The organism is Shewanella jiangmenensis (assembly GCF_018596335.1).
GTDB lineage: Bacteria > Pseudomonadota > Gammaproteobacteria > Enterobacterales > Shewanellaceae > Shewanella > Shewanella jiangmenensis.
This window is the reverse complement of the sequence record NZ_JAHEPS010000008.1, coordinates 33,620-51,152: the sequence shown is the minus strand read 5'-3', so window position 1 is coordinate 51,152 and position 17,533 is coordinate 33,620. Positions and strand designations below refer to the sequence as shown.

General features: G+C 55.4%; 11 protein-coding genes. 9 read left to right on the top strand and 2 right to left on the bottom strand.

Going from position 1 to position 17,533, the window contains the following annotated elements:
* Positions 1 to 183: 183 nt before the first annotated feature.
* The 4 genes from KJI95_RS16555 (at position 184) to KJI95_RS16540 (ending at position 4,181) form a co-directional block, all read left to right on the top strand.
* A complete protein-coding gene (locus KJI95_RS16555) occupies positions 184 to 2,295 on the top strand; it encodes a S9 family peptidase (RefSeq protein WP_214508309.1) in 2,112 nt (703 codons plus the stop codon).
* A 73-nt stretch (positions 2,296 to 2,368) separates the two neighbouring features.
* Positions 2,369 to 2,695: a GIY-YIG nuclease family protein gene (locus KJI95_RS16550; protein WP_214508308.1), complete on the top strand. Its 327-nt coding sequence runs from the start codon at positions 2,369 to 2,371 to the stop codon at positions 2,693 to 2,695.
* A gap of 3 nt (positions 2,696 to 2,698) precedes the next feature.
* The gene (locus KJI95_RS16545; protein WP_214508307.1) at positions 2,699 to 3,484 is read left to right on the top strand and encodes a class I SAM-dependent methyltransferase; all 786 of its coding nucleotides are present in this window, start codon (positions 2,699 to 2,701) and stop codon (positions 3,482 to 3,484) included.
* Positions 3,485 to 3,590: 106 nt separating this feature from the next.
* Positions 3,591 to 4,181: a DUF7010 family protein gene (locus tag KJI95_RS16540; RefSeq protein ID WP_214508306.1), complete on the top strand. Its 591-nt coding sequence runs from the start codon at positions 3,591 to 3,593 to the stop codon at positions 4,179 to 4,181.
* A gap of 80 nt (positions 4,182 to 4,261) precedes the next feature.
* Here KJI95_RS16540 and KJI95_RS16535 read toward each other — a convergent pair whose 3' ends face one another.
* Positions 4,262 to 7,009, bottom strand: coding sequence for a tetratricopeptide repeat protein (locus KJI95_RS16535; protein ID WP_214508305.1), 2,748 nt, complete (start codon positions 7,007 to 7,009; stop codon positions 4,262 to 4,264).
* A 489-nt stretch (positions 7,010 to 7,498) separates the two neighbouring features.
* Between KJI95_RS16535 and KJI95_RS16530 the strand changes: the two genes are divergently transcribed.
* The 5 genes from KJI95_RS16530 (at position 7,499) to KJI95_RS16510 (ending at position 15,213) form a co-directional block, all read left to right on the top strand.
* Positions 7,499 to 10,837 (top strand): NPCBM/NEW2 domain-containing protein, encoded by a 3,339-nt coding sequence (locus KJI95_RS16530; RefSeq protein WP_214508304.1) that lies wholly within the window; start codon positions 7,499 to 7,501, stop codon positions 10,835 to 10,837.
* Between the two features lie 512 nt (positions 10,838 to 11,349).
* Entirely contained in the window at positions 11,350 to 12,003 is a 654-nt protein-coding gene (locus tag KJI95_RS16525; RefSeq protein WP_214508303.1) for a cupin domain-containing protein, read from the top strand.
* Between the two features lie 211 nt (positions 12,004 to 12,214).
* Positions 12,215 to 12,526, top strand: coding sequence for a hypothetical protein (locus KJI95_RS16520; protein WP_214508302.1), 312 nt, complete (start codon positions 12,215 to 12,217; stop codon positions 12,524 to 12,526).
* 436 nt (positions 12,527 to 12,962) lie between these two features.
* A complete protein-coding gene (locus KJI95_RS16515) occupies positions 12,963 to 14,759 on the top strand; it encodes a S8 family peptidase (protein ID WP_214508301.1) in 1,797 nt (598 codons plus the stop codon).
* A gap of 10 nt (positions 14,760 to 14,769) precedes the next feature.
* The gene (locus KJI95_RS16510; protein ID WP_214508300.1) at positions 14,770 to 15,213 is read left to right on the top strand and encodes a S8 family serine peptidase; all 444 of its coding nucleotides are present in this window, start codon (positions 14,770 to 14,772) and stop codon (positions 15,211 to 15,213) included.
* Between the two features lie 127 nt (positions 15,214 to 15,340).
* Here the strand turns inward: KJI95_RS16510 and KJI95_RS16505 are convergent, their stop codons facing one another.
* Positions 15,341 to 17,209 (bottom strand): M14 family metallopeptidase, encoded by a 1,869-nt coding sequence (locus KJI95_RS16505; protein WP_214508299.1) that lies wholly within the window; start codon positions 17,207 to 17,209, stop codon positions 15,341 to 15,343.
* Positions 17,210 to 17,533: the final 324 nt, after the last annotated feature.

Sequence of the window (17,533 nt, the reverse complement as noted above, 5' to 3'; positions counted from 1 at the left end):
GATTAATTGCTGAAATCGGGGGCTGAAATCAGAAGTTGAAATCAAGAGATGAGGCCACAGTCTAAGGCCAGGAGCTAAGGCCATAACGCCGCGCCGGTTGTGGTGATTGCTGCCCAGCCATTGTAAATGGCGGATATGTTGCTCACTATGTCGGGTAACATACTGTGTTGACGGCCATCTGTCGTGAAATCACACCTACTTGTCGCTGGAGTTTGTTTACTTATGTCTGCCTGCAGTCATCTGAGCGGTAGTAAGCCGCCTGTCGCCGAAAAAATCCCCCATGTGATGACCCTCCATGGTGTTACCCGCACCGACAATTACTACTGGCTGCGGGATGACTCCCGCACCGATGAGAAAGTCATCGCCCACCTCAATGCCGAAAATGCCTATGCCGAGGCGCAGATGGCGCCGTGGAAGCATTTGAAAGACAGGCTCTTCAGCGAGATGACTTCTCGTTTGGTCAAAGATGACAGTTCGGTGCCGCAGCGCTGGAAGGGGCAATACTACTATCGCCGGGTTGAGGGTGAGCGCGAATACCCGATTATTGCCCGTAAGCCTGCCCTCGATGGCGCCGAAGAAGTGCTGCTCGATGTAAACCTGCGCGCAGAAGGCCATGAGTTTTACTCCCTCGGCGGCACTAGTTTAAGCGAAGACGGCGCCCTGTTTGCCTTTGGTGAAGACACCTTAAGCCGCCGTATCTATAAGATTTATTTTAAAAACCTCAAAACTGGCGAGCTGCTTGATGATGTGCTCGACAACACCGAGGGTGAAGTAATGTGGGCCAACGATGGCGAGCATGTGTTCTACATCGCCAAAGACCCGCAAACCCTGCTGGGGTTTCAGGTATTCCGTCACAGGCTTGGCACCCGTCAGAGCGACGATGTGCTGGTGTATGAAGAGCAAGACGACAGTTTCTACATCAGCCTTGGCAAAAGCCTCGACGACAGCCAGATAGTGCTCTATCACGAAAGCACCAATACCAGCGAAGTCAGCCTGCTCGATGCCAACACGCCCCTTGGCAGCTTCAGGCCGTTTTTGCCCCGTGAAGAAGGGCTTGAGTATTCCATCGCCAAACTCGGCAGCAGTTATTATGTGCTCACCAACTGGCAGGCCACCAATTTCCGCCTGATGCAGGTGGATGCAAGCCACAGCGGCGACAAGTCACAGTGGCGCGAGCTCTTGCCCTACGACCCGGCGGTGCGGATTGAAGACATGCTGGTGCTGAAACAGGCGCTGGTGCTGCAGACCCGCGAGGCGGGTGCCACCCACATTCGCATTTATCGCCCTGACGGCAGCGAGCCGCGTGAAATCGCCTTTAACGAAAATGCCTACGTGACCTGGCTTGGCAGCAATCCAGAGCAGGATTCAGAGGTGGTGCGCTTTCATTATTCGAGCCTGACCACTCCGGATTCAACCTTCGATTATCACTTGGGCAGCGGCGAGCGGGAGCTGAAAAAACAGCTGCAGGTGCCGGGTTTTGAGGCGGGCGCTTATCAGAGCGAACGGCTGATGCTGCCCGCCCGTGACGGCACCCTTATTCCGGTGTCGCTGGTGTACCGCAAAGACAAATTCAAAAAGGACGGCAGTAATCCATTGTACCAATACGGCTACGGAGCCTACGGCGCCGTGGTGGACCCGGACTTTTCGCTCTCGGCATTAAGCCTGCTCGACCGGGGCGTGGTGTATGCCATCGCCCATATCCGCGGCGGCGAAATGCTCGGTCGCCCCTGGTATGATGCAGGACGCATGTTTAACAAAATCAACAGCTTCACTGATTTTATCGACGTAACCGACGGCCTGGTAAGCCAAGGTTATGGCGCCAAAGACAAAATCGTCGCGTGCGGCCACAGTGCCGGCGGGCTTTTGATGGGCGCCGTGGCTAACATGGCTGGCGACAAGTACCTCGCCATGCATGCGGGCGTACCTTTTGTTGATGTGGTGACCACCATGCTGGATGAGTCGATTCCGCTGACCACCAACGAATATGACGAGTGGGGCAACCCCAACGAAAAGCCGAGCTTCGACTATATGCTGAGCTACGCGCCCTACGACAATGTAGCGCGCAAAGCCTATCCGCACATGCTGGTGACCACAGGGCTGCACGACTCCCAGGTGCAGTATTTTGAGCCAGCCAAGTGGGTGGCAAAACTGCGGGACTACAAGACAGACGACCACGAGCTGCTGTTGGTGACCGACATGGACGCAGGCCACGGCGGCAAATCCGGCCGCTATCGCCAGTTTGAAGACACGGCACTGGAATTCGCCTTCTTTTTGCATCACTGGGGGCTTGAATGAGTGGCGGCTGGCAGCGCTATATAGATGCGGGCCACAGCGATAAGTCAGGCTGTTTCAATGACTGGGGCATAGTGTGAGTCAGCAGTGGCAGCTTTACATCATCCGCTGCGGTGGTGGTGAGCTCTATACCGGCGTGACCACAGATGTGGCGCGCCGCTTTAGCGAACACAGTAGCGGCGGCCCCAAGGCCGCCAAATACCTGCGCGGCCGGGGCCCGCTTGAGCTGGTGTATCACGAGCTTGCGGGCGGGCGCGGCGATGCGCTCAGACGGGAGCTTGCCGTTAAAAAACTCAATAAGGCCGCCAAAGAAGCATTGATTGCCAGCGAAGCCAATCTGCTGTCAGTTCAGGCAATTGCTGCACAAGTAGCGGTACAAATTTCGGCAACAAAGGAGAGTTAACCCATGGACGCGTTTTTGGCCATTAACCAGCAAGGTTGGGATAACCGCACCGAGCTGCATCTCGAATCTGACTTTTACGATCTGCCCGGCTTTATGGCGGGCAACACCAGTCTGAGGGAAATCGAACTGGCTGAGCTTGATGTGGCTGGCAAACACCTTTTGCATCTGCAGTGCCATTTTGGTCAGGACACCCTGTCCTGGGCTCGCGAAGGTGCGGCATCAGTGACCGGGCTTGATCTGTCGCCCAAGGCGATTGCGGCGGCAAATCATATCGCCGCCGAACTCAAACTCGATGATAAAGCGAGCTTTGTCTGCGGCAATGTGCTGGATGCGCGCGAGCTGGTGCAGGGCGAGTTCGACCTGGTGTATTCCTCTTACGGCGTGCTCTGCTGGCTTCCCGATTTAGCTACATGGGCGCGCACCATAGCCGCCTGTCTTAAGCCCGGCGGCGAGTTTTACCTTGCCGAGTTTCATCCGGTTAAGGCACTGCTGGATGGTTATGACTACTTCTACACCGGCCAGGCCGATGTGGAGCAGGGAGGCAGTTACACTGAAAACAGCCGCGAGGCCGAAAACACGCTGGTGAGCTGGTCGCACGATATGGGCGAGCTGGTGTCGGCGCTTATCAGGGCGGGGCTGGTGATTGAATCGCTGCGGGAATACGACTTCAGCCCCTACAACTGTTTCGAAAACCTTGTGGAAGAAGAGCCCGGCCGTTATCGCCAGCGTCTCGAAGGCAAGCCAATACCTATGGTGTTTTCCATTAAAGCGCGTAAGCCTGAGTGCTGATGGGCTAATCGATGACAAATGTCATCCACAACTGCTGACAAGCGCCACTGCTGCAAGATGTGGAATGCGAAGATACTTATCCCATCAAAACATGGAGGATAAGCACATGCGCCACAACACTGAATTCACCGCTAAGTCACTGGATAAACAACTGATTGAATTTCGTCAGGCCCGCGGCCTTGCGATGCCGCTGTCCGGCACCCTGGTGTGGCTGGCGCTGTTTGGTTTAAGCCTGGTATTGCCGGCGCAGCAGTTGGTGATGGCAACCTTTATCCTCACCGGCTCTATTGTTTATCTGGCGATGTTTATCTGCCGCTTTACCGGCGAGCGCATCTCGTTCAAACGCACCGCCGACAGCAACTGGTTTGATAAAGTGTTTCTGGCTGGGTTCGGCATGAGTTTTTTAACCTTCAGCATCACCATAGTGGCCTTTATGGAAAACTACCTGGTGCTGCCCTTTGCGGTCGCGGTGCAAAGTGGCCTGATGTGGCTGGTCTATGGTGTGCTGGCTGGCCGCACGGTGGCGATTGTGCATGCGATTGTGCGCACTGCGCTTTGCACCATCGCCTTTTTCCTCTGGCCCGAGCAAAGCTTTACCCTGCAGCCGCTGATTGTGGTCTTGTGTTACGGCTTCAGTATTCCGCTGATGGAAAAGCACTGGCGCAGCCTGCAGTCACAGGCGCTGCAAGCGGCTTAAACCAAAAAGCTCCCCGCGGGGAGCTTTGGTATTTGCAGTAGGGTGACACTGAGAATTTGTGGCCTGTGGGCTGGGGTAAGTTAAGTCAGTTTTGGAATCGACAGGCTGAAGCAGGCGCCGCCGAGGCTGGAGGGCTGGCAGCGGATATCGCCCTTAAAGACCTGATTGATGATGTTGTAGGCGATATTGAGGCCAAGGCCAATGTGACCTGTGCTGCGTTTGGTGGTGTAGAAGGGCTCGAATACTTTACTCATTTCGTCATCGCCAAGCCCGGGGCCGTTGTCATCCACCGTGATGGTGTATTGGGCCGGGCTGTCACTGATGGAGACTTTGACTTCGGCATTGGGTGTGTCTGCGGTGTGCTCGCATACGTTGCAAAGCAATATGGTCATCACCTGCATCAGCGCATCGAAATAGGTTCGCATCGTTTGATCTACGCCAGTGCTCAGTTGCAGCGGGCTACTGAGCTCGGCGCCCACTTTTGCTTGCTCAAAGGCGGCATTCACCAGCAGCTGGAACGAAAATTCGTTGGCAGGCTCGGTGCTGGGTGGCGTGGCGAGGGACTTGAATTGTTCAACCAGCCTTGAGGTGCGGTTTAAACCGCGATTGATCAGATGCTGGCCCTCGTGCAGCTGCGACAGTCCGGCCTCAAGGGTTTCTTCTGTCAGCTCGCCGCTCTGGTAGAGGTTTTGAATTTTCTCAAGTTCCTCAATGATGTGGGTCGTTGCTGTGGTGGCGGTGCCAATCGGGGTGTTGATTTCGTGGGCGATGCCGGCCACCAGGCGCCCGAGCGAGGCCATTTTTTCGGCTTCAATCAGGTTGTCCTGCGCCGACTTGAGGTCTTTCAGCGCCAGCTGCAATTCGTGGGTGCGCTGGGCCACGTGGGACTCAAGATTGCTGTTAAGCGACAGCAACGACATCTCGTGCTGTTTAAGCTCACTGATGTCGTGCAGCGTGCCGGCAAGGCGTATGGGCTGGTCGTTTTGGTCGCGCTCGACAACCTTGCCGCGATCGTGCATCCACAGCCAGTCGCCGTTTTGCAGCTTGACCCGGTAGTTCACATCAAAAATGTCATCCCGGCGCGCCAGAATCCGCTGGATGGCTTGCTCAAATTCGTCAAAGTCATCCGGATGTATATGGTTTTTCAATTGTTTTAAATCGGTTGGCGACAAGCGTTGTGGCAATTGCTCGAAGCGCTCTGCGTTGCGGTGACTCAGGTTACCACTGCGTAAATCCCAGTCCCACAGCACATCGCCACTGCCCCAGAGTGCGAGGCTCAGCTGCTGCTCTTTCTCTTCAATGGCTTCCCGCGCGGCCACTTCCATTGCCAGCTGCTGTTTTTGCTGACGGCGGGAGTACAAAAAGAACACCAGCGCCAGCGATAACAGGCTGGCGAACAGGATCATGTTGCGCTCGGCAATCTGGTTTTGCAGCCTGGCTTCGGTCAGGGCCGCTTCCTGCTGCACCAGTTGCAGCGAGCGCTTGGCCTCGTTGACCTGATTGGACACCACCAACATCTCAATCCGCTGCTGACTGTTAAGGTCGAGCAGTTTATTGCGTTCACTCAGGTAAGTGCTGAGCATGTCAAAGGCCTCGGCGTGCTGGCCGGTTTTGTGCAGCAGTTTGGCAAGCTTTTCGTAGGCATCAAAAAGCACCAGATTTTTTTCGGCGGCGCGGGCAGCTGCCACCGCTTCACGCAGCTGGCTGATAGCGGCTGCATCATCACCTGTCATCTCACTGAGCCTTGCGAGCTCAACCAGTCCTTCGGCTTTGCGGTCGCTGGCGTGGCGTTTGTTGTAAATGGCCATCGCCCGCTCAAGGTAGGAGCGCGCCAGCTCAAGATTGGATTCCTGCAGCGCTATCCTGCCCTGGTACAGAAAGTTGGAGCCCAGCAGCATGTCGTTGTTCAGGCTGGTGGCCAGGGCTTTTGCCTCATCAAGATACTGTTTTGCAGCGGCCAGATCGCCTTTAAGCCTCGATGTCTCGCCCAGGTTATTCATCGAATAAATCATGCCGCGCTGATAGCCGATTTCCCGTTTCAGTGCGAGGGATTTTTTATGTAACTCAATGGCTTTTTCATACCTACCGAGGTCTTTGAATATGATGGCAGTATTGTTGTATGTCTCTGAGGCTTCACGTTTACTGCCAACACGGATATGGATATCCAGCGCTTTGAGCATGTGAGACAGGGCATGGTCCAAATCGCCAATGGTGCGGTACAAAAGGCCAATGCGGGCGTTAACCGTAGCGATATGAGGCTGGTCGCCAAGACCTTCGAACATGGCGAGCGAATTCAGCATGGCTTTGTAAGCATTACTGTATTGATTTTGCTGCATTTCGATATTGGCGAGATTCAGCAGCGCCTCGCCATGGGCGATGGATTGCTCGTCTTTGCTGTAGAGCGCGAGCAAGGCAATGGCGTCTTCCTTGGCGGCGTCCGAATTGGCCATCTCCAGCTGTAATCTGGAGTGCATCAGCAGGGCTTTTTTAACGTAATCAGGCTCGTTGAGCTGCTTCGCTGACGTTTTAAGCCTATCCGCCAGTGCCAGCGCGGTGTTGTTGTCACCGGAAAGCCGTAATGCGTTTATCTTATAAAGGTAGTACTCGTAAACCAGTGGATTTTCGGGCTGCAGCGGCAGTGAGGGTTCAATCTGATTGATAAAGGCGAGTGCTGCACGGCCGTCGACCTCGGCCTCCACAGCAAGGTATTGATTCATCAGGATCAACTTTTCACGTCCCTGTGTGTTGATTATTTGCTGCTGGCTTGGCTGTGCCTGAGCGGCAAAACAAAGCAACCAAAGCCCAATACTCAACACGATTCGAAGCATGATGACTCCCGTGTAGCAGGTCTTGTGCTAATTCTAGTGCAGAGGGGCCTGTGATGTAATCCCTCTCAATGTAATCTCCTGCTTATGCTTATTATCTATATGAAATTCAGTGTGAAACATTGGATATCTGCAACTGATTCAGCATAAAACTCGAACGTTTCATGCTTCCAGCCGCTGTGTCTAAAGCTTTATGCTCGCTGTGTATGTGGCTTTGCGCTCTGCTCAGCATTTGGTTGCAAAAGCGGCAGCGGCGAGTGACAATCGGTTTGGTGTTGGAACCTTCCAGTGGTAGGTTTTAAGCTGATTTAATTGGAATTTTTACTCAAGTGTACAGCGGCTGCGTCGGCCCGCTCCAACAAAAACGTGGCCGCGAAAACCGGCAAGAACATAAGCGCCAAAAACATATAAAGATGCGAGCGCTCCTTTGTTTCACAAGGCGGCATCTGTTCCGGGCTGACACCTTATTTTGCAATTGACACAAGGATTTGTATGGCAACTCTGTTCCCTTTCGTCTGTGCCGGCGTTCAATGTCGACAGTCGATGCTGGCTCGGCGCATTGCACTGGCGCTGAGCTTTTCTGCCGCGACACTGGTTACCACTGCACTGCAGGCTGGGCCTGTCGGCAACCTGGCTGAACTCACTCAAACCGGCGGCAGTGTCCAGATTGCCACCGCCAGCGGCGCGTTGGTGCAGCTGGACGTGCTTAAGCCTGCACTTATCCGCATTCAGGCCGGTCTTAATGGCAAGCTGGTCGGTGAGGGCAGCAAGGCCGCATCGATAGTGATTAAAAACGACTACCCGGCTGTGCCTTATACCCTCACAGATGAGGGCGAATATCGGCTGCTGAATACGGGCGCGCTGGCGGTGCGGATTTACGAGTCGCCGCTTCGGATTGCCCTGTATCAGGCCGATAATCAGACCCTTATCACCGAAGAGCTGCAGAGTCTGGAACTGGGTGAAACCAGCACAGTGCAAACCCTCAGCACAGATGCCAGCGAGCGTTTTTTCGGTGGCGGCCAGCAAAACGGCACCTTCGAGTTTAAGGGTAAGAGCATGGAAATCTCCTACTCAGGTGGCTGGGAAGAGGGTGACAGACCAAGTCCGTCGCCTTTTTATCTGTCGAGCAAGGGCTACGGTGTGCTGCGCAACACCTGGGCCAATGGCAGCTACGATTTTCGTGGCAATGATGCCCTGCGCCTTGGCCACGATGAGGCGCGTTTTGATGCCTTCTTCTTTGCGCCTGGCAGCATTCAGCAGGTGCTGGCCGATTACACCGAGCTTACCGGCCGCGCCAGACTTATCCCGCGCTGGGCCTTTGAATACGGTGATGCCGACTGTTACAACGATGGTGATAACGTCAAAAAGCCCGGCACTGTGCCCGATGGCTGGAGCGATGGCCCAACGGGAACCACGCCAGATGTAATTGAGTCCGTTGCCAAAAAATATCGTGAACACGATATGCCCGGCGGCTGGATATTACCGAACGACGGCTACGGCTGCGGCTATACCGAGCTGCCCAAGGTGGTGGAGGGGCTCGCCAAATACGGTTTCAGAACCGGCCTTTGGACCGAAGATGGCGTGGATAAAATTGCATGGGAAGTCGGCAAGGCAGGCAGCCGCGCCCAGAAGCTGGATGTGGCCTGGACAGGTGAGGGCTACCAGCACTCACTCGATGCCAATAAGGCCGCCGCAGATGGTATTTGGGATAACTCCGACTCACGCCCCTTCCTCTGGACCGTGATGGGCTGGGCCGGTACCCAGCGCTACGCCGTGACCTGGACCGGCGATCAGTCCGGCAGCTGGGACTATATCCGCTGGCATATTCCGACCCTGATTGGCTCGGGCCTGTCGGGGCAGGCCTATGCCACCGGCGATGTGGATGCGATTTTTGGCGGCAGTCCCGAAACCTTTACCCGCGATTTGCAGTGGAAGGCTTTTACCCCGGTGCTGATGGGCATGTCTGGTTGGTCCAAGGCCTCACGCAAGCACCCCTGGTGGTTTGAGGAGCCCTATCGCAGCATCAACCGCGACTATTTAAAGCTCAAAATGCGCCTCACCCCTTACATGTACACCACAGCGTATGAGGCTGAGCAAAGCGGCGCGCCTATCGTCCGCGGCCTGATGTGGGACTACAGCGACGACCCCAACGCCAACACAGAAGCGCACAAGTATCAGTTTTTGCTGGGTAAACACATGCTGGTGGCGCCGGTGTACCGCTCTCAGACCGCCAGCAAAGGCTGGCGTGAAGATGTATACCTGCCCAAAGGCCAGTGGATTGATTACTGGGACGGCCGGGTGGTGAATGCCCCGGAGAGTGGCGCCAACATAGATTATCAGGTGGATTTGAATACAATTCCGGTGTTTGTGCGCGCTGGTGCCATTATCCCTATGTATCCGGAAGCCCTGTACGACGGTCATAAGCCCAAGGACGTGCTGACGCTGGATATCTACCCTTATGGCGAGTCTGAGTACCTGATGTACGAAGACGATGGCAACACCCGTCGTTATCAGGACGGTGAATTTGCCCGCCAGCGTTTTGCAGTCAAGGCGCCCGAGGGTAAGGCGGGCGACATTGAGGTCAGTATTGGCGCTGCCGATGGCAAGTTCGATGGCCAGGATGAGGAGCGAGTCTATGAGCTGTGGCTGCATACCCGCGTAAAGCCGCAGGCTGTGCTGCTTAATGGCGAAAAACTTAAAGCATTCAAGGATGAAGCTGCGCTTGCCAAGGCAAAGAGCGGCTGGACTTACTCGGATAAAAAGTACGGCACTGTGCTGGTGAAAACCGAGAAAGTCTCGGTGCGTGAAGCGCTGGCGTTCAAGCTTGAAATCGATGAGTCATCGATACTTGCAGTAACTGCCGCTTACGGTGTGGCACCTGAGCTTGGCAATGAAGTCCCTGCCGACAGCTTGCTGGTGCTTGCTCGTCCCGCCGAAGAAGCTGGGCATCCGCTGGAAAATGCTTTCGATGGCAATCCGGATACCTGGTTTAGAACCAAGCGCGATCAGGCGCAAAAAACCGGTGCCCACGAGTTTACCCTGGCTTTGGGCGAGCGCCGCTTTATTGCCGGTTTCGAAATCGCGCCCCGTAATGACAAGCATTGGGAGTACGGTCAGGTCGCCGACTACGAGGTCTACCTTGGTGAAAACAACGGCGAGTGGGGCGAGCCGGTGGCCAAGGGCCGATTGGAGAAATCCCAGACAATGCAGAAGGTGGAGTTTGCACCCAAGCCCGGCAGTTTGCTGCGTTTTCGGGTGCTCAGTACTCAAAACGAGCTTGGCAATGACCCTATGGTGACCGCCGCCAAGTCTCAAAGCGGTGCCTTTAACGCGCTGCTGCCAAAGAGCGTGACCCCAATCACCATCAGCGAGTTTAAGGTACTGACCGCGCCCGAGCCCAAAGCGCCTAAAACCCAGCAATTCCTTGCCGAACTCACGCCGCAAAAGCTGGATAAATCCGTGGCGAGCCGTGTGGCGTTAAACACTGCCATCGGTGGCAAACCCATGAGCATGAACGGTCTTAAGTTCAGCAAGGGGCTCGGCATGGCTGCCAACAGCAGGGTCGATTATCGTCTCGAGGGCAACTGGCAGCTCTTGCGGGCTGACCTTGGTATCGACGACAGCTGCAGGGCCAAGGGCGGCATGCACTTTAAGATATTCGGTGATGGTAAGCTGATGTACGACTCGGGCCTGATAGCAGCGCCCGCGGTAGTTAAGCCAGAATTGGACATCCGCGGTGTTGAAACTCTGAGCCTGCAAACTGAAGGTTCGGCCAAGGGGGTCTGCGGCAACTGGGCCAATGCCTCGCTCATTGGCTGGCCCAAGGGTTAAAAACTCAAATCGAATCAAGCGCCCCGTTTCGGGGCGCTTTTTTACCCTGAGGTCTGTTAATGCTGCTAACACCGGTGTTTATGCTCGCCATGGCAAAGGCCTTCAGGCGACAAACCGGGCCGGGACTATATCAGCGGCTCGGCTATAACTTCCAATTAGGGCTGCCAATTGCTGTGGTTGGCGTATTTGCCCTTAGGTTTTCAATGATTGCGTGGCCATGCTAACCAATTAATATATATTTTATTGATTGGTTATTTTGAAGCGATTTTCTGGTTGCGCTTGCTGAAGCCCCTTCCATAAAGCCCATAAAACAAAGCGCTTCAAACCCGCGCCCGTTCGCCATAAGCTTATCCATCAAAGCTTACGCTTGAGTCGCGCGGCTTGGTCAAAGCACAAGAGCCGACATACAAGCATTGAGCACTGAGCATCATGAACCAAGAGCTAAGAACCAGAAAAGTATAAAGGGTGGTGAGCCAAACTGTGCTTCAGGCAGCCACCGCCGAGGTCATTACATGTTAAATATGGATTTCGCCAAGCGGGTTGTAATAGACACAGCCCAGCAACCGTGGCAGCCAAGCCCATTGGCAGGTGTTGAGCGCAAACCCCTCGCCAGAGAGGGCGCAGAGTCCGGCCATGCCACCAGTCTGGTGCGTTATGTGCCGGGGGCGCGTTTTGCTCGCCACAGCCACCCAAAGGGAGAAGAAATCCTGGTGCTCGAAGGGGTTTTCAGCGATGAAACCGGCGACTATGGTCCGGGCACTTATATTCGCAATCCACCGGGCAGCAGCCATGCGCCCTTCAGCGAGCAGGGCTGTACCCTGTTTGTGAAACTATCCCAGTTTGCCCAAGGCGATGATGTGAGTGTGCGACTGGATACCGGCAAAGCCGAGTGGCTGCCCGGTCACGGCGGTCTTAAGGTGATGCCGCTGCACAGTTTTGAAGTCGAACATACGGCCTTGGTGCTCTGGCCTGCGGGCGAAGTGTTTATCCCTCATCGTCACTTCGGCGGTGAAGAGATTCTGGTGCTCAAGGGTACGTTCAAGGATGAATACGGCAGCTATCCGGCCCTGAGTTGGATCCGTAGCCCCCATATGAGCCAGCATCACCCCTTTGTGGAACAAGAAACCCTGATCCTGGTAAAGACAGGGCACTTACCCCTGTTATAGCGGCAAGGAAACACCGAACTGCGCACTTAACACCGGAAAATGGTGCTGTCGATGATGTGAAAAAGACAGTGCGACAATGGTCATATCAACAATATTTAGATCATCTAAAAATCTAAATAGCTGAAAAATAGCAATTTCTATTTTGGCATGCATCTTGGAATTACTCTGCTGAAGCTGTTGTGTTCAGTGTGTCATTTTTACGGAGTGTCCCATGTCATCACTTGCCCCTGTCATCAGCGAATACCTTTATCATCCCGGCCGCTTTGAGGCCGGCGTGCTTGCAAGCCATGCTCGGCAACAGTCCATCTACCGGCGGATAATGCACGCCGGCAATCTGGGCTTGCTGCTGTCGGTCGGTGCGCTGCTTGCGCTTATTGGTGTTTGTTATCTCTATCCTCAGTATTTCTCGCTGCCAACTCAGGTGGCGGCGCATATTGCGCTGGTACTCAGCGCGACCGCTATCAAGGTGTGTTATGTGCTGCGCTGCATCGGACGGCAGGGCCTGGGGCTCGTGATTACCTAAGCGAGCCCTGCTGCTTAAAGGCAGGGTTGTGGCTCGTTGCTGCAAGCGTTGCAGTTGGATTTATGCAGCGCTAAATGATGCCTCCTGTGCGTTTTGACTTGAGTTATCAGATCCGACCAGTATGGCGTTCTGCACCGGCTTGAGCCTGAGTGAAGTTTGAGCACAAGAATGTCAGCGCTGTCATTTTTGCGCAGGGTTTCGGTTGGTACTTGCGCTGCTTGCCAGATATATGTGCTGTTTTTGTGTTAAATTTTGCGATCTTCAGAGTGATTATTCTGCCTGTGTTTACGGTGCGTAGCTGCGGAATCAGCCTTTTATAGAATTAAAAGACATATCCGAGTCAATTAACGTATTGAGCGGCGATAACAAAGCCGTACATTTGCGTTGCAACAACAACATTTTCACCACAAGAATAATCACAATTGAAGGAAACAGGATGAAGTTAAATCGACTCATCATCAGCATCTCGTTGGCCATGGCAGGGACTGCCCAGGCCAACCCGGATCTGTGGCAATATCCGCTGTTTGGCGGTGACCCTTTAACTCCACAGCAGTGGCACCTTAAAAACACCGGTCAGGACGGTTACTCGCCTGTGGTTGGCGTTAAAGGTCAGGACCTGGATGTGGATTTCGCCCACGCCATGGGTATCAAGGGCCGCGGTATCACTGTGGCGGTAATCGATACCGGCGTTGAAATTGATCATGAAGATCTGCGTGCCAACGTGGTTGCAGGTTCGCTGAACCTCAAAGATGGCAGCGCCTATCCCACCGACAACAATGGCCACGGCACAGCGGTTGCCGGTATTGTTGCCTCGGTTGAAGGAAACGGCATCGGCGGTCGCGGCGTTGCGCCCCACGCCAACCTGATTGGCTTTAACTATCTGGATGCCCAGAGCGAAGCCGCTTGGTTCCTGTCTCACGGCCGCACCGCCGAAAACGGCAAGCGCGAGCTGAACCGTTTTACCGACGCGCGTATCTATAACCAGAGCTACGGCTCCACCATGCTCAAGCCGTTCCCCTATGACTACGAGGCCAACCCTGCGCTGCTGGCAAAAGACGTAGCGCTGGAAGACGTGACCAAAGACAGTCAGCGTGGTCAGGGATCGCTGTTCGTGAAATCGGCCGGTAACAGCTACGGCACCTACAACGTGGGTGCCTGGCTCATTCTGCCCCGTGAGAATGGCCGCTATTACGACAACTTCGGCCTGCCATTCCACAGCGCCAACCTGTCCCACGAAAACATCAACTACTGGAACATGGTGGTGTCGGCCACCAACGCCACCGGTAAGCGCTCTTCATACTCGTCTGTGGGTTCCAACGTGTGGGTAGCAGCGCCCGGCGGTGAATATGGCACTGATGCCCCCGCCATTATCACCACCGATATCCAGGGTTGCAGCAAGGGCCTGAACAAGGCCGGAGCTTCTGCCAACCGTCTGCACGGCGGCGTGGCGCTCGACCCTAACTGTAACTATGCCGCGACCATGAACGGCACCTCATCCGCCGGCCCCAACGCCGCAGGTGCGGCTGCAGTTATCATGTCGGCAAACCATGCGCTGGATGCCCGCACCGTACGTCACGTGCTGGCCCAGACTGCCCGTAAAACCGACGCCAACATTGCGCCAATCAACCTAAGCTTCACCCAGGCCGATGGCACAGTGGCAACTTACGCGGCACTGCCTGGCTGGCAGCGTAACGCCGCCGGTTACAACTTCCACAACTTCTATGGCTTTGGTGCGGTAGACGTGGATGCGGCCGTGTGGAAAGTGCTGTTTGGTGGCGTACAAAACCTGCCTGAGCAGGTGGTAACCCCATGGCAAACCGTGGCTGCCAACGCGCAAATCCCGGATGCCACTTTGGCTGGCGTGACCAGCGAGCTGCAGGTTGCCGATAACCTGACTGTGGAAGCGGTACAGGTGAAACTCAATATCGACCACACCCGTCTGCGTGACCTCGCCATCGAACTGGTGTCGCCTTCAGGCACCCGCAGTGTGCTGCTTAACCCACGCGTTGGCTTTATCGGTGAGCACATCGAAAACGGCGTGCTGCTGAGTAACCACTTCTACGGTGAAAACTCAGCCGGTGTCTGGACCCTGCGTGTACGTGATACCGATGCCGGTACCACCGAAACCGTGGCTTTCAACACCCAAACCCGTCAGCTGCTGCAGCTCAACACAGTCAACAACGCCCAGCCTGGTGTGGTGCGTGACTGGTCACTGCGTATTTTCGGCCACTGAGGAGTAGCCCATGAAAAAGATGATTCTCTTGTGTGCCGGCCTCTTTGCCGGAAACCTGATGGCAGCCAATAACCTGCCAACCGCAGCCGAGCTTGCTGCCGCTGAGCTTGCGTCTGCTCCGGCCGAAGCTGCGTACCCACTGACCATCAACGGTGAGAAGTTCCTTAAAACCGGCAATGCCGCCAGCCTGCTGGCCGGTGAAGAAGTGCTGGATGAGAGCGGCTTCAAGAGCCTGCGTGCCAGCGGTGAGCTGGTGGTGCGTCTTGGCTCTGCCTCTGCCGATGCGTTGGCTGCTGCCCACGGCGTGACTGTGGTTAACACCTACGACAACTTTGCCGTGGTGAAGGCCGCCGCCGGTGCCGACCTGCTGGCGCTGTCAGCTGCCATCGCCGCCGATGCCGGTGTTGAGGGTGTGAGCGTGCACCTGATTGACCTGACCAACGGCGTGCAGTAATCCGCTTCAGTGTGTCGTTAACAAAGAAGGCCGGGCATTTGCCCGGCCTTTTTATGTCGATGATGATGGCTGCGGAAAAGTGACTGCGAGCTCTTAGTTGCTATGAGCCGTTAGTTACTGCGAGCCCTTAGTTACTGCGAAAGACCGGATAACGCAGGTATTCGCTGTCGTAGTAGGGGCTCTTTTCGTAGAACCAGCGCAGGCGCGTTTCAGGGTCGGCGGCAAAGGCCGGGTCTTTCAGCGCCTCATCGAAGGCTTTTTTAAGCTCGGGATCCTTTTCAAGCAGCGCCGCTGCCATGGGTTCTACCGCATAGTCTTCCATGTATTCGGTGCGGGTGAAGATGGGGTTAAACAGGCCCCATTGCAGCAGCGAATCGGGAGATTGTGGCTCAAGCAGCAAAATCGCCAAGTCGCCCAGTGCCTGCTCGGTACTCACTTTAACCGTACCCGCCGGCAGCTCAAGCTCGGTTTGAGAGAGTGTTGCATCGGCCTTAACCCGCTGGCGACCCTCGTAATCCTTGGCAGCAAATTCAACATTGCTGAACCGATACTCGCCCACTTTAACCGTGGCGGTTTCGCTCATGCGCTCAAAGCGGACGCCGTGATTTTCAAGCTTGGCAATCACTTCCTGCCACTGGGGCAGAATGTAATAGGCCTCGGGGCGGCTTACCTTGATGTCGGGTATTGTGTTGCCAAACACCGGCAGCTTTTCGTAGGTCACCGGCTGGCCGTTCCAGCGAACTACATTGGCGCCGGACACAGGGCTTTGCTCGACTGTGTAACCTATGCCTTTGAAATCCCAGCTTGCTTGCTGTTCTTCTTTCCAGGTGAGGGTGATTTCAGTTGGGTAGCGGAAGCTGTCGGCCATGATGGCGGCCTTGAGTGCTGTGGCGTTGTCGCCCACGGTTTTCAGGCTCTGCTCCAGCATCACATAGGTGCCGAGCACCCGCTGTTTGAACGGCTTTAAGCTGTGGTTTTCAATCAGAATGGTGGGCAGGTGGCGTGCGTCACCATAGCCGTTTGAGTAGCGCGGCGAGGCGTTCCATTGTGACATGCCCTTGGTGATATCTGTGTTATCCATGGCAAACACCAGTTGCCCGGGAATGTGTCCTGCGCTGGTCAGCGCAGACTCGACCTCGGGGCGGAAGCTGCCATCGAGCCAGGAAAACAGCGCCGGGCTCAGGCCTTGCTTCTGGTTGTAGCCGAAGGTGATGTCGTACTGGTAGTCGATGCCATCGGTTACGTGCACGTCGATATACAGACTCGGATTCCAGGCATTGATGGCCGCGAGCATCAGCTGCATCTCTTTGGCATCGGCCTTGGCGTAGTCGCGGTTAAGGTTGAGGTTGTTCGCTGTGGTGCGCCAGCCCATCTTCACTGGCCCACGCTGGTTAACCCGGTTGTACTCGCTGGCGCGCTCATGGGCATCGACACTGAAAATAGGCACAAACAGCAGGTTAGCGCGCTCGAGCAGCTCATGTTTGCCGCCTTTTTCGATGTCGCGCAGCAGCATCATGCCCGCGTCTTTACCATCGATTTCACCCGAGTGAATGCCGGCCTGCACCAGCACGGTCGGGCGGCTGTTGGCGGCAAGACTCTTGGGGCTGTCGGCGCCTTCTTTACTGGCCACTATCATCCAAATATCGCGCCCCTGGGGGCTCTTGCCCAGGCTCACCTTGCTCAGGTACTTGCTGCGCTTGATGAGCTTGTCGAGCCAGGCCATGGTGGCCTCATAGTCCGGACTTTCGATGCCGCCGCTTTGCTCGAACGGGGTGGCATAGCTGTCATCGGCGGCGCGCATCAGATTGAGGCTCGCCCCTTGCCACGGCTCTGCCGGTGGCAGCAGCGCATCGTTGATAAAGGTGCTGTGCATTTGCGGCTCGGCCATGACTGGCAGGGATGCCCCGAGGGCGGCCGTCAGGGTAAGGGCAGTGCCGAGGGCGGATAAACGAAACGCAGAAAAACGGGCTGAATGGCAAGGAGTGGTGCAAAGCATATCGCGGGCCTGAACGCATTGAAAAAGAGCCTGTATCTTTTCGTAATTGCGGCCGCTTCGCAAGCCCAAAACGGCGCTGTTTCGCGTCTGCCGAACAGGCGCTTGCTGCCGTTGCCGGTGCGGTGAACGCCGTACGGTACAAAATTAATGTAATTAATTGTAATTAATGTGTTTATTTGTTGTGTTTGATTGACATATTATGACAGCGGTCAGGGCAAATTGTGCTCTGTTACGCTTTTTAGGCATCAGATTCGGGTAAGGCACGCAGCAGCGACACGCTGGCGGCGCATTACAGTGAAGCGCTCTGATTGATCACTCTGATGA